At 44.0% G+C, this 21,191-nt stretch carries 20 protein-coding genes and 2 pseudogenes; 14 read left to right on the top strand and 8 right to left on the bottom strand.

Annotation, left to right across the window (positions count from 1 at the left end):
- The first annotated feature begins 118 nt into the window (after positions 1–118).
- The 9 genes and pseudogenes from M1D69_RS17240 to M1D69_RS17200 all read left to right on the top strand — a co-directional run bounded on the left by M1D69_RS17240 (position 119) and on the right by M1D69_RS17200 (position 8,053).
- Positions 119–2,008: an ABC-F family ATP-binding cassette domain-containing protein gene (locus M1D69_RS17240; protein WP_458105395.1), complete on the top strand. Its 1,890-nt coding sequence runs from the start codon at positions 119–121 to the stop codon at positions 2,006–2,008.
- A 123-nt stretch (positions 2,009–2,131) separates the two neighbouring features.
- Entirely contained in the window at positions 2,132–2,578 is a 447-nt protein-coding gene (locus M1D69_RS17235) for a YfmQ family protein (protein WP_458105396.1), read from the top strand.
- Between the two features lie 124 nt (positions 2,579–2,702).
- Entirely contained in the window at positions 2,703–3,125 is a 423-nt protein-coding gene (locus M1D69_RS17230) for a MerR family transcriptional regulator (protein ID WP_458105397.1), read from the top strand.
- A 65-nt stretch (positions 3,126–3,190) separates the two neighbouring features.
- Entirely contained in the window at positions 3,191–4,381 is a 1,191-nt protein-coding gene (locus tag M1D69_RS17225) for an MFS transporter (RefSeq protein ID WP_277852539.1), read from the top strand.
- A gap of 806 nt (positions 4,382–5,187) precedes the next feature.
- Positions 5,188–6,084: a S8 family peptidase gene (locus tag M1D69_RS17220; protein ID WP_458105398.1), complete on the top strand. Its 897-nt coding sequence runs from the start codon at positions 5,188–5,190 to the stop codon at positions 6,082–6,084.
- On the top strand, positions 6,068–6,994 hold the full coding sequence (locus M1D69_RS17215) for an SAR2788 family putative toxin (RefSeq protein WP_021481226.1): 927 nt from the start codon (positions 6,068–6,070) through the stop codon (positions 6,992–6,994). The genes M1D69_RS17220 and M1D69_RS17215 overlap by 17 nt, the downstream gene beginning before the upstream one ends.
- A gap of 15 nt (positions 6,995–7,009) precedes the next feature.
- Positions 7,010–7,186 (top strand): hypothetical protein, encoded by a 177-nt coding sequence (locus M1D69_RS17210; RefSeq protein ID WP_445209078.1) that lies wholly within the window; start codon positions 7,010–7,012, stop codon positions 7,184–7,186.
- A gap of 170 nt (positions 7,187–7,356) precedes the next feature.
- Complete coding sequence (locus tag M1D69_RS17205; RefSeq protein WP_021481224.1) at positions 7,357–7,515, top strand: hypothetical protein; 159 nt, start codon at positions 7,357–7,359, stop codon at positions 7,513–7,515.
- Between the two features lie 384 nt (positions 7,516–7,899).
- Positions 7,900–8,053, top strand: a pseudogene (locus tag M1D69_RS17200) (hypothetical protein).
- Between the two features lie 119 nt (positions 8,054–8,172).
- Here M1D69_RS17200 and M1D69_RS17195 read toward each other — a convergent pair.
- Positions 8,173–9,729 carry an ABC-F family ATP-binding cassette domain-containing protein gene (locus tag M1D69_RS17195; RefSeq protein WP_458105399.1) on the bottom strand — a complete coding sequence of 519 codons (1,557 nt, stop codon included), beginning with the start codon at positions 9,727–9,729 and terminating at the stop codon, positions 8,173–8,175.
- 172 nt (positions 9,730–9,901) lie between these two features.
- On the opposite strand from M1D69_RS17195, the gene M1D69_RS17190 reads away from it, so the two are divergent.
- Both M1D69_RS17190 and M1D69_RS17185 read left to right on the top strand, forming a co-directional pair.
- On the top strand, positions 9,902–11,035 hold the full coding sequence (locus M1D69_RS17190) for a DEAD/DEAH box helicase (RefSeq protein ID WP_458105400.1): 1,134 nt from the start codon (positions 9,902–9,904) through the stop codon (positions 11,033–11,035).
- A gap of 66 nt (positions 11,036–11,101) precedes the next feature.
- A complete protein-coding gene (locus M1D69_RS17185) occupies positions 11,102–11,548 on the top strand; it encodes a GNAT family N-acetyltransferase (protein ID WP_458105401.1) in 447 nt (148 codons plus the stop codon).
- A gap of 54 nt (positions 11,549–11,602) precedes the next feature.
- On the opposite strand, the gene M1D69_RS17180 is transcribed toward M1D69_RS17185, so the two are convergent.
- The 6 genes from M1D69_RS17180 to M1D69_RS17155 all read right to left on the bottom strand — a co-directional run bounded on the left by M1D69_RS17180 (position 11,603) and on the right by M1D69_RS17155 (position 17,046).
- The gene (locus M1D69_RS17180) at positions 11,603–12,622 is read right to left on the bottom strand and encodes an NADP-dependent oxidoreductase (protein ID WP_458105402.1); all 1,020 of its coding nucleotides are present in this window, start codon (positions 12,620–12,622) and stop codon (positions 11,603–11,605) included.
- Positions 12,623–12,730: 108 nt separating this feature from the next.
- The gene (gene yfmF / locus M1D69_RS17175; protein WP_458105403.1) at positions 12,731–13,528 is read right to left on the bottom strand and encodes a Fe(3+)-citrate ABC transporter ATP-binding protein YfmF; all 798 of its coding nucleotides are present in this window, start codon (positions 13,526–13,528) and stop codon (positions 12,731–12,733) included.
- Positions 13,529–13,540: 12 nt separating this feature from the next.
- The gene (gene yfmE, locus M1D69_RS17170) at positions 13,541–14,542 is read right to left on the bottom strand and encodes a Fe(3+)-citrate ABC transporter permease YfmE (RefSeq protein ID WP_458105404.1); all 1,002 of its coding nucleotides are present in this window, start codon (positions 14,540–14,542) and stop codon (positions 13,541–13,543) included.
- Entirely contained in the window at positions 14,539–15,540 is a 1,002-nt protein-coding gene (fecD, locus tag M1D69_RS17165) for a Fe(3+) dicitrate ABC transporter permease FecD (RefSeq protein WP_458105405.1), read from the bottom strand. The genes yfmE and fecD overlap by 4 nt, the downstream gene beginning before the upstream one ends.
- A gap of 71 nt (positions 15,541–15,611) precedes the next feature.
- Positions 15,612–16,562, bottom strand: a complete 951-nt coding sequence (locus tag M1D69_RS17160) for an ABC transporter substrate-binding protein (RefSeq protein ID WP_458105406.1) — start codon at positions 16,560–16,562, stop codon at positions 15,612–15,614.
- 115 nt (positions 16,563–16,677) lie between these two features.
- On the bottom strand, positions 16,678–17,046 hold the full coding sequence (locus M1D69_RS17155; protein ID WP_024120548.1) for a DUF3212 family protein: 369 nt from the start codon (positions 17,044–17,046) through the stop codon (positions 16,678–16,680).
- Positions 17,047–17,282: 236 nt separating this feature from the next.
- On the opposite strand from M1D69_RS17155, the gene M1D69_RS17150 reads away from it, so the two are divergent.
- The 3 genes from M1D69_RS17150 to M1D69_RS17140 all read left to right on the top strand — a co-directional run bounded on the left by M1D69_RS17150 (position 17,283) and on the right by M1D69_RS17140 (position 20,660).
- On the top strand, positions 17,283–17,630 hold the full coding sequence (locus M1D69_RS17150) for a general stress protein (RefSeq protein WP_458105407.1): 348 nt from the start codon (positions 17,283–17,285) through the stop codon (positions 17,628–17,630).
- A gap of 202 nt (positions 17,631–17,832) precedes the next feature.
- Complete coding sequence (locus tag M1D69_RS17145; protein ID WP_458105408.1) at positions 17,833–19,095, top strand: pectate lyase; 1,263 nt, start codon at positions 17,833–17,835, stop codon at positions 19,093–19,095.
- A 128-nt stretch (positions 19,096–19,223) separates the two neighbouring features.
- Entirely contained in the window at positions 19,224–20,660 is a 1,437-nt protein-coding gene (locus M1D69_RS17140; protein WP_024120552.1) for an anion permease, read from the top strand.
- Between the two features lie 186 nt (positions 20,661–20,846).
- On the opposite strand, the pseudogene M1D69_RS17135 reads toward M1D69_RS17140, so the two are convergent.
- Positions 20,847–21,038, bottom strand: a pseudogene (locus M1D69_RS17135) (glycosyltransferase family 2 protein); the annotation flags it as partial.
- Positions 21,039–21,191 lie beyond the last annotated feature (153 nt).

The following is a 21,191-nucleotide window of genomic DNA, read 5'->3' as shown; positions in this document are numbered from 1 at the left end:
CCCCGGTCTTTTTTTTTCGTCCGGTATTTCCATGAAATTTGTCTGCTCTTTTACTAGTTTTATTCCAACGGCTGATTTAAAATGTACACATGAACTTACGTGAGGATTGATAGGAACCATGAGCATACTAAAAGCGGAGAACCTTTACAAAACATACGGAGATAAGACGTTATTTGACCATATCTCCTTTCATATTGAAGAGAATGAGAGAATCGGATTAATCGGGCCGAACGGCACCGGAAAATCAACGCTGCTGAAAGTGATTGCCGGCTTGGAATCTATTGAAGAGGGAGAAATTACGAAATCCGGCAGTGTGCACGTCGAATTTCTTCATCAAGACCCGAAGCTGCCTGCGGGGCAAACTGTGCTGGAGCATATCTATTCTGGTGAATCGGCTGTCATGAGAACGCTCCGTGAATATGAAAAGGCGCTCTATGAACTGGGAGAAGACCCGGAAGATGAAAAACGCCAGAAACACCTGCTGGCTGCGCAGGCGAAAATGGACGCAAACACTGCGTGGGATGCGAATACCTTGGCGAAAACGGTGTTATCGAAGCTGGGAGTAACTGACGTGACAAAGCCTGTCAACGAGCTCTCAGGCGGACAGAAAAAACGGGTGGCGATTGCGAAAAACTTAATCCAGCCCGCCGACCTCCTGATCTTAGACGAGCCGACGAACCATTTGGATAATGAAACGATTGAATGGCTTGAAGGGTATTTGGCGCAATATCCAGGCGCTGTCATGCTGGTGACGCACGACAGGTACTTCTTAAACCGCGTGACAAACCGAATTTATGAGCTTGAACGGGGCAGTCTCTATACCTACAAAGGCAACTATGAAGTCTTTTTGGAAAAACGCGCGGAACGGGAAGCGCAGGCCGAGCAAAAAGAAACGAAGCGGCAAAATCTGCTGCGCCGTGAACTGGCCTGGCTCAGACGCGGAGCGAAAGCACGCTCCACAAAACAAAAGGCGAGAATCGGCAGGGTAGAATCGCTTAAGGAGCAGAAAGGCCCTCAGTCAGCCGGGTCGCTCGACTTTGCGATCGGCTCCCACCGTCTTGGAAAGCAAGTAATCGAAGCGGAGAACGTGGTGATCGCTTATGGAGGAAACGTGCTTGTCGATCGATTCAATGAACTGGTTATACCAGGTGAACGAATCGGGATCATCGGGCCAAACGGCATTGGAAAAACAACACTGTTAAACAGCCTTGCCGGACGAATCACTCCTGACGGCGGGCATATTACGATCGGCCAAACAGTAAGAATCGGCTACTATACCCAGGATCACAGTGAAATGAATGGCGAGTTAAAGGTCATTGAATATATAAAAGAAACGGCGGAGGTCGTAAAAACGGCGGATGGCGATATCATTACAGCTGAACAAATGCTGGAGCGTTTCCTCTTCCCGCGTTCGATGCAGCAGACGTATATCCGTAAGCTGTCCGGAGGAGAAAAACGCCGTTTATACTTGCTTCAGGTTCTCATGCAGGAGCCGAATGTCCTGTTTCTCGATGAGCCGACGAACGATTTGGATACTGAAACATTAAGCGTCCTGGAGGATTATATCGACCAGTTCCCTGGCGTCGTCATCACCGTATCCCATGACCGCTACTTCCTTGACCGTGTCGTCGACCGTTTGATTGTGTTTGAAGGAAATGGCGTCATTTCCCGCTTCCAAGGCTCCTACAGTGATTACATGGAGGAATCAAGAGCGAAAAAAACAGCTGAAAAACCGGCTGCTGAAGCAAAACAGCCCGAAGCTGAGCCGAAGAAAAAACGGAAAAAGCTTTCCTACAAAGATCAGCTTGAATGGGACGGCATCGAAGATAAAATTGCCCAGCTGGAAGAAAAGCATGAGCAGCTTGAAGCTGACATCGCCGCAGCAGGCAGCGATTTCGGAAAAATCCAAGAGCTGATGGCCGAGCAGGCGAAAACGGCGGAAGAGCTTGAGGCGGCTATGGACCGCTGGACAGAATTGTCCCTTATGATTGAAGAACTTGAAAGTTAGAAAAGTGCGGCCGCAGCAGGCCGCACTTTTTTTCACATAATGTACAAAAACGAAACGGCCAGCTTATGATAGGATGGAATTGTGTGTCAGCGGCACACGGAAAACTAACGGAGATGATGAAGTATGACATGGGCTATCGTGATGTTAATCCTCATGAGTCTGGTGAAAATCGTATTAACCTGCCTGCCAACAGGCGTCATAGAATGGCTGCTCAGCAAATTCGAGGTGCACGCCAAGCTGAACGACGAAGATGCTGTTCTCTCTCTAGATGGAAAACGGCTCGAGGGTGATGAGAAAAGGCACATGATCGATCAATTTAACGAAGCTGTCTTCCTGGAGAAATATTATATTTACCCAGGCGACGAAGAGCGTTATTTATACCCTGAAAACGGCGGAACACCGCTCGTGATAGATACGAAAAAAGGCAAAAAAGATGTAAAGCTGTTTGTGTACAGCTACGATGACCATATCGATGTCGTGAAACAGTACAAGAAGAAGGTTATCGCGTATCGACTGCTTTCTGAAAGCATGCAAAACCAGTCTTTGTCAGTGACAGGGAGCTTGGCTTAAAATAGGATAATGAAAGACGGGTGCTTTATGTACTCGTCTTTTTTATTACATTTCAAAACTTAACGTTTACGTTAAGGTCCAAAAGGTGTATAATAATAACAGGACAGGCGAAGGGGGATTTACCATGGAATGGATGAAGATTGATCAAGTGGCCAAAAGAAGCGGACTGACAAAGCGGACCATCCGGTTTTATGAAGAAATCGGCTTGATTCCGGCGCCGAAACGGACAGACGGCGGTGTAAGGCTTTATTCAGAGGATGATATGGAGGAGCTTGAGAAAGTGATCAGCACAAAGGAAGTGCTTGGTTTTTCCCTTCAGGAGCTTCAGCATTTCATGGAAACCAGCCGCCAGCTTGAGTTAAACAAAGAGGGGTATTTGTTGTCACTGGATCCAAAGGAACGGAAAGAGAAGCTGGAGGAAATTCAGGAAACGCTGAATCACCAGCTGGATTTGATTGATGAAAAAATCCGCACATTCCAAAGCTTTAAGGAACGTCTGCACGGGATGAAAGACAAAGCGGAGCATGCCATTCAATCAATCGAATAAAACGTTTGGTAAACGCTATTTTTGTAGCGTTTCTTTTAATGGAATAAAGATGGAGGTCAGATCAAATGGACAATACAAAACAAGTGAATCAGAAGACAGGTTTGCTGAATCAGCCGAAAGCGGTATGGGCTGTCGCGTTTGCCTGTGTGATTTCCTTTATGGGAATCGGGCTGGTCGATCCTATTCTTCCGGCGATTGCCGCACAATTACATGCTTCACCTAGTGAAGTATCACTCTTATTTACAAGTTATTTGCTCGTTACCGGATTTATGATGTTTTTCTCAGGAGCCATTTCCAGCAGGATCGGCGCAAAATGGACGTTAATTCTCGGACTTATTTTTATTATTGTCTTTGCAGCGCTTGGCGGAAGTTCAAGCTCAATTGCTCAGCTTGTCGGCTATCGCGGCGGCTGGGGACTAGGTAATGCTTTATTTATTTCAACAGCGCTTGCGGTCATTGTCGGCGTGTCTGTCGGCGGCAGCGCTCAAGCGATTATTTTGTATGAGGCGGCGCTCGGACTCGGGATTTCCGTCGGACCGCTTGCAGGCGGAGAGCTTGGAAGCATCTCATGGCGCGCGCCGTTCTTCGGGGTATCTGTCCTGATGTTTATTGCGTTAATCGCCATTTCCTTGATGCTGCCGAAATTGCCTAAACCGGCGAAGCGCGTTGGGGTATTTGACGCCATGAAGGCACTCAAATATAAAGGCCTTTTGACAATGGCGGTATCGGCTTTCTTATACAACTTTGGATTTTTTATTTTGCTCGCTTATTCTCCGTTCGTACTGGATTTAGATGAACACGGCCTTGGGTATGTTTTCTTTGGCTGGGGACTTCTGCTGGCGATTACGTCAGTCTTTACGGCGCCGATCGTGCACAAAGCGCTGGGCACAGTGCGTTCCTTGGTTGTTCTCTTTATCGCCTTTGCGGTCATTCTGATCATTATGGGCATCTGGACAGAGCATCAGGCGTTGATTATTACATGTATCGTTGTGGCCGGTGCTGTCCTTGGTATGGTGAATACGATCATGACAACTGCTGTGATGGGTTCTGCGCCGGTTGAACGTTCAATCGCGTCTTCAGCCTACAGCTCAGTCCGCTTCATCGGCGGTGCGCTCGCTCCGTGGATTGCGGGAATGCTGTCTGAACACTTTACCGCAAGCACACCATATACAGTCGGCGGGATCGTCGTTTTTGTCGGCATGCTTGTCCTTCTCATGGGACGTAAGCATCTTGCCGGGATTAAGGCGGGGCATTAAAAAGGAATAGTTATTCCTGTCAAGTAGGCAGGAATAAAAAGGTTTTAAACGACCTGAGTCCTATATGTACATGATGGGCTCAGGTCGTTTAATTTCTATTGGAATCACGATATTAAAGTACCTTTTACACGTCTGTAACTATTGCTCCCTTTCAGTTTCCGGGGGCATCGTTCAGGATATTTTTAATCCTAGTCTTCCAATGTTTTCTCCGAAGGCATTCCAATCTTTCCATCACTTATAAAAGCCACCTCTTGAGACTTTCATGACCTCGCATATTCCCCAGCGGCCATCTCTTGTATAATGGGAACTTCAGGATTTATCTACAGGTCTTTTCTTTAGGGATCCTTTGCTTACCTCTTCTTTCCTCTTAAGCAGCTTTTACCCAACACAGCCTATGGAGGTATTGAATTCCTACGACGATGTTTGTACCTTTCTCTTCATTCAAAATCTCTGTGCCAATCTTTCTCTTAAACGAGATTTCACCATAAGGTTATTCCCTTAAAAACATTAAAAGCTTTTTAAATCAATCTATCTGAAGAAGGGAATTATATCACTCGTGAGGTTCTATTTAATTTTTATAACAAGAGAACGTTCTGGGGGTTTAATGAGTTTATTTAACTATTTTTTCTCTTGTATTTTTATATTTATGGGAAATATATATTGAGGGAGATTACATTTTGTAGTAGAATACTATTGGAAAAAGGAGGTGTAATTAACTGAAAAGGTATATTTTTATTTTTATTTCCATATTATCCATTATAATATTACTATTTTTCATTGATTTAAATCAATCCCAAGGGAGTAAAGTGCTAAGAAAAAAGGGGCAAGAAACAAAAGATTATAAGACTCAACAAGTCGAGTCTTGGGGATTAAGGCTAATTGGGAAGAATGAAAAAATAGAGAAAAAATCCAACATATCTATAGCCATTCTTGATAGTGGAATAGATTCAAATCATGAAGATTTAAAAGGTGTTGTAAAGAAAGAATATAATGCTCTTGAACCTAGTGAAGGTGTTATCGAGGATAAGTTTGGCCACGGAACTGCAGTAGCTGGAATCATAGCTTCTAATGATAATAAGATTGGTACATTAGGAATATCTCCCTATGCAGATATTTATTCGGTCAAAGTATTGGATGATAAAGGACGTGGTAGTGTAGAGTCTATTGTTAAGGGGATTGAATGGTCAATAGATAATAATGTAGATATTGTTAACATTAGTGTTGGATTGAAAAAAAGTGATCAAAAATTAAAAAGAGTTATAGATGAGGCTAACGAAAAGGGAGTTATTGTAGTAGCTGCTGCTGGAAATAATTATGGATTAAATGCTGATTATCCTGCAAGATATCAAAATGTAATTTCAGTTGGAGCTATAAATAAAAAAATGAAAAGAGCAAAATACTCTGCAAGGGGAAAAATAGATTTTGTTGCTCCAGGTGAAGATATTCTTACAACTTCTCCTAAGGATAATTATATCAATGTTAGTGGAACATCCATGGCAACTCCTTTTGTTAGTGGAGTTATTGCTAATATAATAATGCAAGAACCAGTTAAATATAGTAAAACAAAGAGCCGCTTTACTTCCATTTATAAAACTTTAAAAAAATACTCAACGCCTTATTTATCTGAAAAGTCAGATATGAAATCTTTGGGGAATGGCTTAATTAGTCTAAAAAAGGAGACGAACAATGAAAAAATCAATTAAATTTATAGCGATTTCACTAATATTCGCCATAATTGTATCTATTATCCCTGAAAAAAATGTAGCGAGTGCAGGTGCTGAAACACCAGTAGAGATTACAAATGAAGACCTACAAAGAGCATTGGTGGAAAATGGAGATATAGTGGATCCGGATTCAGTTGAAATAGTTAAAAATAATGAAGACACGATTAAAGCTGAAGTGGACGTCCAAACAGATGATTTCGGAATTGATCAAGATTTAGATGGGAGTGACTCAGAATCACTGATTGATGAAGATTTAGATGAAAGTAGTTCTGAAACAGTAACTGCAGAAGTTGATAAAGAGGACGCGACAGCTATTGTAACATCTGTGGAAAAAGATGAAGATGGAAAAGATATCGAAAAAAAATATGAAGTTGATATCGAAGAAGCTGATGGCGATGATATTGTGGCTACTTTCAAAGACCTTGATACCAATCAAGTTTATGATGTAAATACTAAAGAAGCACAAGCGTCTTTCGCTTTTTTAGTTCCAATTGCTGTTGTAGTTGGTGGCGCTTTAGTTGAGCATTTGGTTGCTGCTTCTTTGGCTATAGTTATAGCGGGTGTAACGTATACTGTTGCTACTAAAGTAAGAAGCAAATTAAAGAAAAAGAAAAAGTACTATTATTATGCTGCGACTCTAAATAAGAATAAAACAAATATGTATATTGGACCAGCACTATCGAAAAAACAAGCAGTTTCTAGACTAAGAAAGGGAGACGTATGGTCAGTTTCTAAAAGCAAAGCAAAAAATGTTGCACAAACTGCGGGCGGTGGAAGAAAACCTGTTGGCCCAGAAATTCATAATAAGAAAGATGGTAAGATAAAGAAGGGTACTTATTATTATCATTACCATACATACAATAGAAAAGGCGGACATTCATTCTATTGATATGGGGGTATGCGGTTGATAATTTTTTCAAAAACAGATAAGTTTAAATATGAGCAGTTAATTAAACGATTTGAAAGTAGTAATATTCCATTAGCTCTTAATATTAAACAAGCTAGTCAAGTCTTAATTGATAAATATAATGCAATTGAATTTAATAAAGAAGAAATCGCCGACTTAAAAAAGATCATTTAGTTAATTTTAAGAAAATAATAAAATGTTTTGCTATTCAAGACGAAGCTTTATTAAAAAGTTTACCAAGTAAAAGAGAAGAATTTGAAGTTCAGGAAACCATCTCTGAGTCTCGCCATGAAAATATTCAAAGAAGTGAGTACAATAATAATGAGGATTACAGAAGAGCTTTAATGTGGGAATCAATTCAAAATGGTAAAAGAGTAAACAAAATTTTTGAAAGTAAAGATGGTAACTATATTAGTAATTTTACAGTACAAGGTAATGTGGAAAAAATTGAGAAAGAATTAGTGTTTATTAGAGGGATTCTTGAAAAAGAAAAAAATAACTAATCAAAAATTTCAATATTACTTAGATTCACTAGTTGACCTAAATTATATTTTAGTAAATAGTTGACAAGGCATTAGTTTTTTGGCACATTTATTTTGCACAATGGATTAATGTCTATTTTATGAATAGTTGATGTCATTAATTTATATTATAGTATTAAAACAGGAAGGAAAAGAGAAAAAATGACTCAATTTTATTACCTAGCTGCAAAAAAACCATTAAAAACAGGTTTTTTTGGTCATACAAAAGCTACAACTAATAAAGGTCATCCAGTAAGGACAGGGCCTGAGGCAGCTGGTATTTATGTTGAAGAAATCGGAAATGTTTCTAATAATCTCACTTTACCTTATCAAGTACAAATTCATGAGTATTTAGGCACTTTTGCAATGGACAAACCAGTACCTACAGAGTTAGATTTAAAATGTTTAGAAACGCTCTATCAATACATACACAGCGTCATGAAAAACAGCTTTTCTGTAGAGTGGTTCACCGCTTGGGCTGATGAGGAAGACTTTGAATTGTCTGCCAAAAGAGAGCTGACCCTTGATGAATTCACCTCGCCATTGCAGCTCATTTTAAAAGACAGAGAGCTGTTGAGAATCGTTCAGAAAAAATGGCAGTAAAAAAACCCGCCCTTCAGCAGGCGGGTTTTCTTCGGTTTAAAGCACTTTTGTCGTCCATGACTCGCAGTTCCACGTTTCTGTCGCGATATCCATATAAAAATCTGGCTCATGAGAAATGAGCAGAATGGAGCCTTTGTATTCTTTGAGCGCGCGCTTGAGCTCTTCCTTGGCGTCGACATCCAAGTGGTTTGTCGGCTCATCGAGCACCAGCAGGTTGGTTTCCGAATTGATCAGCTTGCATAATCTGACCTTCGCTTTTTCGCCTCCGCTTAATACGGATACGCGGCTTTCGATATGCTTTGTCGTCAGTCCGCATTTTGCCAGAGCGGCGCGGATTTCATACTGTGTATACGAAGGGAATTCGCTCCAAACCTCTTCAATACACGTATTGTTGTTTGTGTCCTTGACCTCTTGCTCGAAATAGCCGGTAAAGAGGTGTTCGCCTCGTTCAACAGAGCCTTCGAGCGGCTGGATTTCGCCAAGCAGGCTTTTCAGCAATGTCGTTTTCCCGATCCCGTTTGCGCCGTAAAGGGCGATTTTTTGCCCGCGCTCCATGCGGAGGTTCAGCGGACGCGAGAGCGGGGAATCGTAACCGATCACGAGATCCTTCGTTTCGAAAACCAGCTTTCCTGATGTTCTGGCCGGCTTGAAGTGGAATTCAGGCTTCGGTTTTTCCGCCGCCAGCTCGATCATATCCATCTTGTCGAGTTTCTTTTGGCGGGACATCGCCATGTTTCGCGTGCTGACGCGGGCTTTGTTGCGGGCAACGAAATCCTTCAGCTCCGCGACTTCCTGCTGCTGTTTTTTGTAGGCTGCTTCAAGCTGTTGTTTCTTCACCTCGTAGACTTCCATAAACTGATGGTAGTCGCCGACATAGCGTGTCAGCTCTTGATTTTCTACATGATAAATCAGGTTGATGACACTGTTTAAGAACGGAATGTCATGGGAAATCAAGATGAACGCATTCTCGTACTCCTGCAGGTAGCGTTTCAGCCATTCGATATGCTGCTCATCAAGGTAGTTGGTCGGCTCATCGAGAAGCAGGATTTCCGGTTTTTCCAGAAGCAGCTTGGCGAGAAGCACTTTTGTGCGCTGACCCCCGCTCAAATCAGTAACGTCACGGTCAAGTCCGATATCACTCAAGCCGAGTCCGCGTGCAATTTCTTCCACTTTAGAATCAATCACATAAAAATCATTGTTCGTCAGCGCGTCTTGAATCACACCGACGTCTTCAAGAAGCTTTTCAAGCTCGTCAGGATCTGCTTCGCCCATTTTGTTATAAATCTCATTCATTTCTTCTTCCATTGCAAATAAATAATGGAAAGCGTCTTTCAGCACATCACGGATGGATTTTCCTTTTTCAAGCACGGTATGCTGATCCAGATAGCCGACACGGACGTTTTTTGACCATTCGACTTTTCCCTCATCAGGCTCAAGCTTTCCGGTAATAATATTCATGAAGGTCGATTTTCCTTCACCGTTCGCGCCGATCAGACCGACGTGCTCGCCTTTTAATAGACGGAAAGATACATTATTAAAAATGGCCCGGTCACCAAAGCCGTGGCTTAAGTCCTTTACAGATAAAATACTCATGTTTACACCTCTATCGTTTATCGAACACGCTATATGGCGTGTATTTCTCACCTTTTGATTATAAAGGAGGAAGACGATTGTTGAAAGGCATAGGAAAGAAAAAGAAAAATTGCGTTCTGCGCGCTGTTTTGAGATACTATGGAATAGATTTTAGGAATCGAGGAGAACAAAAATGACGCAAACTTGGCCATTTTTACATAATGCACAATCATTTATCAAAGAAAATTGGAACGCTTCAGGCTTTGAAAAGCCGACTCCTGTGCAGGAGCAGGCGGCCCAACTCATCATGGAAGGTAAGGATGTCATCGCAGAATCGCCGACAGGAACAGGTAAGACGCTTGCCTACGCACTGCCGGTATTGGAGCGCATCAAACCTGATCAGAAGCATCCGCAGGCGGTGATTTTAGCACCTTCACGTGAGCTGGTGATGCAGATTTTTCAGGTGATTCAGGACTGGAAAACGGGATCAGAATTACGGGCAGTTTCCTTAATCGGCGGAGCGAATGTGAAAAAGCAGGTCGAAAAGCTAAAAAAGAATCATCCGCATATTATCGTCGGGACGCCGGGCAGGGTGTTTGAGCTGATTCAAGCGAAAAAACTCAAGATGCATGAAGTGAAAACGATCGTACTTGATGAAACCGATCAGCTTGTCCTGCCGGAGCATCGTGAAACAATCAAGCAAATCATTAAAACGACATTAAGAGACCGCCAGCTTCTTTGTTTTTCAGCCACACTGAAGAAAGAAACAGAAGACGTGCTCCGCGACATGACGAAAGAGCCCGAGGTTTTGAAGGTAGAACGCAGCAAAACGGAAGCTGGAAAAGTGAAGCATCAATACATCATCTGTGACCAGCGCGACAAAGTGAAGCTGCTGCAAAAGCTTTCAAGACTTCATGGCATGCAGGCGCTTGTGTTTGTGAGAGATATCGGTAACCTTAGTGTGTACGCGGAAAAGCTGGCGTACCATCATGTCGGCCTTGGCATCCTTCACAGTGAGGCGAAAAAGATGGAGCGGGCGAAGATCATTAAAGCGTTTGAGCAGGGCGAGTTTCCGCTGCTTTTGGCAACTGACATTGCCGCGCGCGGTTTGGATATTGAAAACCTGCCGTATGTGATCCACGCCGATATTCCTGATGAAGACAGCTATGTTCACAGATCAGGGCGAACAGGACGGGCTGGAAAAGAAGGGAACGTGCTGAGTCTTGTCACGCGTATGGAAGAATCAAAGCTGAAGAAAATGGCGAAGAAACTTGGAGTGGAGCTGAGTGAAGCTGTTTATTCAGGCGGTAACCTGAATACGAAATAAAAGGAAGGGCGGAATCGCCCTTCCTTTTTGCTGTAAAATAACAGAAAATAGGAGCGGGGTGAGGAGATGGCTTCGATAGACCGTTTTCGTTTTTTGAAGGAGTCTGAGCTGAACATTATTGAAAAGTGGTTTGAGAATGAGAATGTCAGGGAGAGAATGGATGGAATGCTGCCATTACATCAGTGGTACGCCCGAGTGATTAATGATGAAAGCAATGCTGTCATGATGGCATATGACCAACAGCTGCCGGCAGGGATGGCCGTCATTGAGTTCGTGGAAGACAAGGCGTATGTTGGATTGATCGTAAATCCTCAGCAGCATCTTCAAGGTTATGGGAAAACGATATTACGTAAATTAATTGATGATCCCAATTTTGCGAAGGTAAGTGAATGGGCTGCCTGCATTGAAGAAGACAATCAAATCAGTTTATCCTGTTTTAAAGCAGCCGGGTTTATGTCGGCAGAAACAGAACCGGATGAAGATGGATTTTTTACTTTGACTCTTCGTCATTGACGTATTCTCGAAAATAAAAGGAGGGCGGAAAGCCCTCCTTTTTTAGGTGTAATCTCAGCTTTGATCACTGACTTTGATCAGCTGTTTTCCTTTATTTTCTCCTTTAAATAAGCCAAGAAATGCGTCCGGAATGTTTTCGAAGCCTTCAGTAATCGTTTCCTCATAATGAAGCTTTCCGTCTCTCAGCCATTCTGCCAGCTGTTTTGCGCCTTCAGGAAAACGGTCGGCGTAGTCGCTTACGATAAACCCTTGCATCAGCGCCTTCGTTTTGATCAGCTTGGATTGGACGCGAGGGCCCATGTCATCCGCTTCGTTTTCCGCGTTGTAGGAAGAAATGGCGCCGCACACAGGGATACGGGCAAACTCATTGAGGAGGTTCATGACCGCATCTGAAATCGGCCCGCCGACATTGTCAAAATACACATCGACACCGTTCGGACAAGCGTCAGCAAGCGCTTGTTGAATATCATCTGCGGTTTTATAATTAATCGCTTCGTCAAATTGCAGTTCATTCTTTAGGTGTTCAATTTTGTCATCAGAGCCTGCGATACCGACGACGTGTGCTCCCTTGATTTTGGCGATTTGTCCGACAGCGGAACCGACAGCTCCTGCAGCTCCGGAGACAACCACGGTTTCGCCTTCTTTCGGGCGGCCAATGTCCAGCAGGCCGAAATATGCCGTCAAACCGGTCATTCCTAAAATGCCGAGATACGCTGAAGCAGGGGCGAGACTTGTATCAATTTTTCGCACGGCGGACTCGCTGACAACGGAATATTCCTGCCAGTTCAGGTTTCCGATTACGATTTCTCCTTGTTTCAGCTTATCTCCGTCCGACACGACTTCAGCAATGACACCGCCTGACAGCGCTTCGTCTAAGGCAAATGGCTCTACGTATGACTTCGTGTCTTGCATTCGCCCGCGCATGTAAGGATCGACTGACACATAGAGTGTTTTGACAAGCACCTCACCTTGTTTCGGCTCAGGAACGGGGATCGTTTCAAAGCGGAAATCTTCGTGAACGGGCACCCCTTGCGGACGTCTTGCTAATTGAATCTGCTGTTGAGCTGTTGTCATATTCATCCTCCTATCATTTGATTGACACCAATGTAACATGGACAAGTGATGAAATACAAAAAGTAAGCCGCATAAAAAAAAGGAGAGGCAGATTCCTCTCCTTGTTCATCACGTCCGTAATTTTGGGCATAGTCCCATCGGCAGGCACATCGGCTTCTGATCGATCGGGCTTCTCATGATGCAGCATTCCAAGCCGAAGACTTCCCGGAAAAACGGCTGGGTAAAGACGTCTTCCGGCGTTCCGGCATTGTAGATTTTTCCGTCCAGTACGCTGATCAGATAATCAGCATATTGAGCGGCTTGGTTTAAGTCGTGAAGCACCATGACAACTGTGCGTCCATGATCCCGGTTCAGCTTTTTCAGCAGCTCCAGCACCTCAATTTGGTGAGAAATGTCCAAGTAAGTGGTTGGTTCATCGAGCAAAAGCAAATCAGTGCCTTGTGCAAGCGCCATGGAAATCCAGGCTCTTTGTCTTTGACCGCCTGAAAGGGCATCAAGTGTCCGATCCTTCAGCTCATTCATTCCGGTTGCGTCAAGCGCCCACTCTACCATATCGTGATCCTCTTGTGTATGCTTGGATAACAGTTTTTTATGAGGATGTCTGCCGAAATAGCATAGTTCCTGTACCGTCAATCCTTCAGGCGCCTGAGGAGACTGAGGAAGAATCGCCAGCTTTTTAGCCACTTCTTTGGACGACTGGCGATGAATATCTTTTCCTTCTAATAGGACCGTGCCGCTTTTTGGGGCCATCAGCCTGGCAAGCGATTTGAGGATTGTTGATTTTCCGCAGCCGTTGGCGCCGATGAGCACAGTGATTTTTCCTTCTTCAATCTTTAAATCGACTCCGTCAATAATCACTGTGCTGTCATATGAAAGAGTGAGCTGGTCTGCAGCCAGTTTTCTCATGGTATCCTCTCCCTACTGTTTCCTCGCTTCGAATTTCAATAAATATAAAAAATAAGGCGCGCCGATCACAGCTGTCAATATTCCGGCGGGTATCTCAACCGGAGGCATGATGCCGCGTCCTAATGTATCTGCGATTAATAATATAATAGCACCGATTAATGCCGATGCAGGCAGTAAATATTTAGCTTTTTCTCCGGCAAGCCTTCTGGCGATATGCGGAGCAAGCAGCCCGATAAAACCGATTGATCCGACGACGGCTACACAGCTCCCCGCCAGTGCAACTGCGGTGAAAATCAGGGTGAATCTCAGCCTGTTTGCGTTTTCGCCGAGACCCTGCGCAAGCTCATCACCGAGTGACATCAGATCCAGCTTCGGAATGAGGATGCAGACAATCGGCAAAAGGACAAGAAGCCATGGTGCAAGGAGCTTGACTTCTTCCCAGTTTCTCCCCCAGAGGCTGCCTGTCAGCCAAATGAGCGCTGCATTGACGTCCCCCGGAAATTTGACCATCATATATTGCATGCCGGCGTGGCAGACCGCGCCTAAGGCAATGCCTGATAAAGCCAATGAAGAGGGATGAATGCTTTTCTTGCGGGCTATCATTAATAATACTACAGCAATAATGGCTGCTCCGGCAAATGCGGAGAACGGCAGCACGTAGACCGGAGACTCAGGAAAAATGAGAATAACGGCCATGGCGGCCAGTCCGGACCCTTTTGAAATTCCGACAACGTCCGGGGACGCAAGGGGATTTCGGATGACACCCTGCAAAATGGCTCCGGCAGCGGCAAGCCCGGCGCCTGCCAGAATCGCCAGTATAATGCGGGGGAGCCGGTACTGCTGAATAATAAACTCGAAGGAATGATCCACTCCTAACAGATTCGTAACCACCGCATAAGGTGAAATATACAATGCCCCGAAGCCGATGCTGATCATGGACAGCACTAGCAAGATGACAGCCAATATGAGGATGGCCAGCAAGGGGCGTTTTTGTTTTCTGGTTGATTTCTTCATTTCAGATTTCGCCCTTTCCTTGCTAAATATAAGAAAAATGGTGTTCCGATAATGGCGGTGACAATGCCGACCGGAGATTCATAAGGGAATGCAATCCATCTGGCCAGGACATCTGCGTACACCAATAAGATGGCGCCGAACAGCGCCGAAAACGGCAGCACATACTTGTAATTTTCTCCGATCAGCTTGCGGACGATATGCGGGACGAGCAGCCCGACAAAGCCGATTGGGCCGGCAACCGCCACAGAAGCGCCGGAAAGAATTAAAATGATAAAGCTGATCAGAATCCGCATGCCGTTCATGTTTTGTCCGAGTCCTTTTGCGGTTTCATCACCGAGACCGAGAACAGAAACGGGACCTGAAAACACAAGGGCAAGTCCAATGCCGATGACAGAAAACGGGGCAATGGTCATGACGTCCTGCCAATTGCTGCCGTCAATCGCACCCGTCATCCAATACAGCACATCCTCTCCCGACTCATTTAAAATAATAATCGCCTGTGTCATAGATGACAGGAACAAATGCACCGCCACTCCTGACAGCGCCAGTTTGACAGGTGTCATTCCGCCGGAAGAGGCAATCATATACACAATTGCGCCGCCTGCCGCCGCACCTGCAAAAGCGAACACAACCGAAGAGTAGGACGACGCCGGCAGAATGACGAGAGAAGCAACGACAAACAGCGATGCACCCGCATTCACACCGAAAATTTGAGGTGAAGCCAGAGGGTTTCTTGTCATGGCCTGCATCAGCGCCCCTGCTACAGCCAGGCTGGCGCCGACGAAAACGCCGATTAAGGTGCGGGGGAGGCGAAGAGTAGAGATGATAAGCTGTTCTTTTGATCCGTCCCATACAAAAAGATATGTCAAAGCATCAATGATGCCGATGTCTGAGGCGCCTACTGAGAGATTCAGTCCAAGCCCGAAAATAAGAATGATCAGTGAAATGATAAAAACCATCAATCTTGATGATGAGCGCCGTTTGGCTGAGTAATACAACAGTCTCACTTCCTTGCTGCGTCTGTTTGCAAAAACGAAGAAGCAAGGATTCTCCTCGCTTCTCTTTTGTCCTATTTATTATACACTTTTTTGAGCACGTCTTTGGCGCTTGTTTCACTGGACTTGATTCCTCTGAATCTTGTCCAAATGTCGCGGTCTGCATCGTAGATTTGTCCGTTTTTCACCGCTTTTAGGTTTTTCCAGAGCGGATTCTTTTTCCACTCATCTACGATTGTTTTACCCTCGTTGGCTGAAATAAACAAAATATCTGGATCGATTTTGCTTAACTGCTCGAGGCTGACCTCTTGATACGCGTTATCTGACTTCACGGCGTGCGTAAAGCCGAGCATGCTGAAGATTTCTCCGTCATAAGAAGATGACGTATGAAGCTGGAAGGAATCGGCTCTTGCCACGCCGAGAACGATGCTGCGGTCTTCATCTTTCGGAAGCTCCGCTTTCAGATCGTCAATGACCTTTGTATGGTCGGCGAGTTTTTCTTTTCCTTCTTTTTCTTTATTTAATGCTTTAGAAATGGTATTGAAGCTGTCCATTGTTTCATCATAAGTCGCTTCCCGGCTTTTTAATTCAATGGTCGGCGCGATTTGTTTCAGCTGTTTGTAAATGTTTTTATGACGTTCAGCGTCAGCGATGATTAAATCAGGCTTCAAGGAGCTGATGACCTCAAGATTCGGTTCGCTTCGCGTGCCTACGGATGTATAATCAATCGCGCTGCCGACCAGCTTTTGAATCATGTCTTTTTTGTTGTCATCGGCGATGCCTACTGGCGTGATGCCGAGATTGTAAACAGCATCCAGAAATGAAAGCTCAAGCACAACGACTTTTTTAGGTGAGCCGGTCACTGTTGTTTTCCCAGCTTCGTGCTGAATGACTCTTGAATCATTAGATTTGCTGCCGGCTTTGCCGCCGCTGTTATCCTGACTTGATGAACAGCCGGATATAATGAAACAAGCGATTAATAGAACACTGATGATGGCAATAAACTTGTTAGGATAGGTGCGCATTGTTTTCTTCCTTTTTTCTGAATTTAATAATGAGAATCATTATCACAAATAAACACTATAATAGCATGGCTTCCTATGTCAATATTTTTTAAATAAAGAAACAGAAACCGCTGCTTTATGTTTTTTTGATGTATGGGTCATATGGCACAAATAAATCGTACACAGCATCGCCGTGTCTGTGGGATAAAAACGAACTGGCGTTGGCTTTAGAGGCTTCAAGCATATCTCTGCTGACATGGGGAAGAAGAACGCTGAGATAGCCGGACAATTTTCTTTCGATTTCTTCAGAGAGCGCAAATTCAATGTCTCCGATATTCATGACAATAGAGAAAACAAAGTCGATATCAATGTGAAATGTTTCTTCGGCAAAGATGGCAAGCTGGTGAATGCCGGCTGAATAGCCGACACGCTGATGGAAGACCTGTTTTACTAAATCACTCACAACCCACGCATTGTATTGCTGTTCTGGTGAAAAGTATTGCATTGGACATACCTCCTGCTTGTACGGATAAAAATGGCGATTCATGTTCGGACGCTCCGTGCAGCGGTTTCGGTTTTGACTATTCTGAAAATAATCTCCTTTTATCACTTTACCATGGTTAGAAATGAAATATCTACTACCATTCTTCCTGTTTTTGTGCCCAATGCTCTGGATGCTGTTTCATAGAAAAAGGATCGGGTATGAAATATAACATAGACATGATGAAGGAGGAATTGGATATGAAACCAGTTGTAAGAGAGTATACAAACGACGAACAGCTCATGAAGGATGTAGAAGAATTACAGCAAATGGGTGTCGCAAAAGAGGATGTATACGTCTTAGCTCACGACGATGACAGAACGGAACGACTGGCAGACAACACGAATGCCAACACGATCGGAGCCAAAGAAACAGGTTTCAAACATGCGGTAGGAAACATATTTAATAAAAAAGGAGACGAGCTTCGCAATAAAATCAACGAAATCGGTTTTTCAGAAGACGAAGCGGCTCAGTTTGAAAAACGGCTCGATGAAGGGAAAGTGCTTCTCTTTGTGACAGACAACGAAAAAGTAAAATCTTGGGCATAATGCAGGAGTGTAACCCCAAAAGGCGATTATCGTCCTTTTGGGGTTTTTTATATTTGCGGTCTTTGCGGTGTTTTTTTTGCAGGATGCCGCAATAAAAAGAGGTACATTTTCGGTTATGGATGCCCATGAATTTGCTATTATGTTTTTTGTGAGAATATGGAACAAATTCTCACAAAAAATAGAAAGTGGGGGTTCATACTGCATGAAAAAAGTGATGTTAGCCACGGCTTTGTTATTAGGCTTGACTCCGGTTGGGGCGAACGCAGCGGATTTGGGTCATCAGACGTTAGGGTCAAATGATGGCTGGGGAGCGTACTCGACCGGCACGACAGGCGGATCAAAAGCCTCGTCATCCCACGTGTATACAGTCAGCAACAGAAGCCAGCTCGTTTCGGCTTTGGGCAAGGACACCAACACTACGCCAAAAATCATTTATATCAAGGGAACGATTGACATGAATGTCGATGACAATCTGAAACCGCTTGGTCTGAATGATTATAAAGATCCAGAGTACGATTTGAACAAATATTTGAAAGCCTATGACCCAAGCACATGGGGCAAAAAAGAACCATCCGGAACACAGGAAGAGGCCAGAGCACGCTCACAGAAAAACCAAAAGGCACGCGTGATGGTGGATATCCCTGCAAATACGACGATCGTCGGTTCAGGGTCAAATGCTAAAATTCTGGGCGGAAACTTCCAGATCAAGAGCGATAACGTCATTATCCGCAATATCGAATTCCAAGACGCATATGACTATTTCCCGCAATGGGACCCTACTGACGGAAGTTCAGGAAACTGGAACTCACAATATGACAACATCACAATAAACGGCGGTACACATGTATGGATCGATCACTGTACATTTAATGACGGTTCGCGTCCAGACAGCACCTCTCCAAAGTATTTTGGAAGAGAATATCAGCACCATGACGGCCAAACGGATGCCTCTAACGGCGCTAATTACCTTACAATGTCTTATAACTTCTATCACGATCATGATAAAAGCTCCATTTTCGGATCAAGCGACAGCAAAACTTCCGATGACGGCAAATTAAAAATCACACTGCATCATAACCGCTACAAAAATATCGTTCAGCGCGCACCGAGAGTCCGTTTTGGGCAGGTACACGTTTACAACAACTATTATGAAGGCAATAAAAACTCATCAGAGTATGCCTTTAGCTATGCGTGGGGAATCGGAAAATCATCTAAAATCTATGCACAAAACAATGCCATTGACGTTCCGGGATTGACTGCTGCTAAAACGATCAGCGTATTCAGCGGGGGGACGGCTTTATACGATTCCGGCACATTGCTGAACGGTACGCAGATCAACGCATCGGCTGCAAACGGGCTGAGCTCTTCTGTCGGATGGACGCCATCTTTGCACGGATCAATTGATGCTTCCGCGAATGTGAAGTCAAATGTTATATCTCAAGCGGGCGCGGGTAAACTAAATTAAGAAATGAAAAAAACACAAAGGGCTGCTCACCTTTGTGTTTTTTAATTAATTAAAATGTTTATTAACTTAGTTAAGGAGTAGAATGAAAAAGGGGATCGGAAAACAAGTATATAGGAGGAGACCTATTTATGGCTTCAGAAAAAGACGCAGGAAAACAGTCAGCAGTAAAGCTTGTTCCATTGCTTATTACTGTCGCTGTGGGACTAATCATCTGGTTTATTCCCGCTCCGTCCGGACTTGAACCTAAAGCATGGCATTTGTTTGCGATTTTCGTCGCGACAATTATCGGCTTTATCTCCAAGCCCTTGCCAATGGGTGCAATTGCAATTTTTGCATTGGCGGTTACTGCATTAACTGGAACATTATCCATTGAGGATACATTAAGCGGATTCGGGAATAAGACCATCTGGCTTATCGTCATCGCATTCTTTATTTCCCGGGGATTTATCAAAACCGGGCTCGGTGCGAGAATTTCGTATGTATTCGTTCAGAAATTCGGGAAAAAAACCCTTGGACTTTCTTATTCACTGCTATTCAGTGATTTAATACTTTCACCTGCTATTCCAAGTAATACGGCGCGTGCAGGAGGCATTATATTTCCTATTATCAGATCATTATCCGAAACATTCGGATCAAGCCCGGCAGATGGAACAGAAAGAAAAATCGGAGCTTTCTTATTAAAAACCGGTTTTCAGGGAAACTTGATTACATCTGCTATGTTCCTGACAGCGATGGCGGCGAACCCGCTGATTGCCAAGCTGGCCCATGATGTCGCAGGGGTGGACTTAACATGGACAAGCTGGGCAATTGCCGCGATTGTACCGGGACTTGTAAGCTTAATCATCACGCCGCTTGTGATTTACAAGCTGTATCCGCCGGAAATCAAAGAAACACCGGACGCGGCGAAAATCGCAACCGAAAAACTGAAAGAAATGGGACCATTTAAAAAATCAGAGCTTTCCATGGTTATCGTGTTTCTTTTAGTGCTTGCTCTTTGGATTTTTGGCGGCAGTTTCAACATCGACGCAACCACAACCGCACTGATCGGATTGTCAGTTCTTTTATTATCACAGGTTCTGACCTGGGATGATATCAAGAAAGAACAGGGCGCTTGGGATACGCTCACTTGGTTTGCGGCGCTTGTTATGCTGGCCAACTTCCTGAATGAATTAGGCATGGTTTCTTGGTTCAGCAACGCCATGAAATCATCAGTATCAGGATTCTCTTGGATTGTGGCATTCTTAATCTTAATTGTTGTGTACTATTACTCTCATTATTTCTTTGCAAGTGCGACAGCCCATATCAGTGCGATGTATTCAGCGTTTTTGGCTGTTATCGTGGCAGCGGGCGCACCGCCGCTTTTAGCAGCGCTGAGCCTCGCGTTCTTCAGCAATCTGTTCGGGTCAACAACCCACTACGGTTCTGGAGCGGCTCCGGTCTTCTTCGGAGCGGGCTACATTTCGCAAGGCAAATGGTGGTCTATCGGATTTATCCTGTCGATCGTTCATATTGTCACATGGCTTGTGATCGGCGGATTATGGTGGAAATTATTAGGGATATGGTAGAAAGAAAAAAGGCAGACGCGGTCTGCCTTTTTTATATTCGATCACATGACAAATGAGACTCGGTCATTTTTGGAGATGTCACGGCAACATTTAACTCGAACTTTACTAGACAAATCATAGAGGATGATCAGTCACTTAATTCATTTGTTCTAATATCCGTGTAAATGATACCAAGAAACCTTATCCCTCAAGGCCCTGATTGCAGGCTTTCGCAAACCCTTCGTTTGTTTCATTAAAAATCGTTTTGATAGAGAGCCGGTTATCTACAACAATCCCTTCTATACAGTCATCATCGGTATGCGTCCATCTGCTCTCCAAGCATTGTTTTGTTAACGCCAATTGATTATAAGTCAGCACAATAAAACTTGTTTTCACCATAACCTCCCGCCCTTCACCATATCACTCAGATACTATATCTATATGTATATCGAAATGTTCAGACGGAATGATTCCTTCATGAAAAAAGGATTGTTCAGCAAAACTGGACAATGTGAAAAGGAAACATCTTGATCTGAATAATAGATCCTGATC

Source organism: Bacillus sp. PK3-037 (assembly GCF_054161355.1).
Note: the sequence above shows the minus strand (reverse complement) of the source record. Positions and strands in the feature narration are given on the sequence as shown.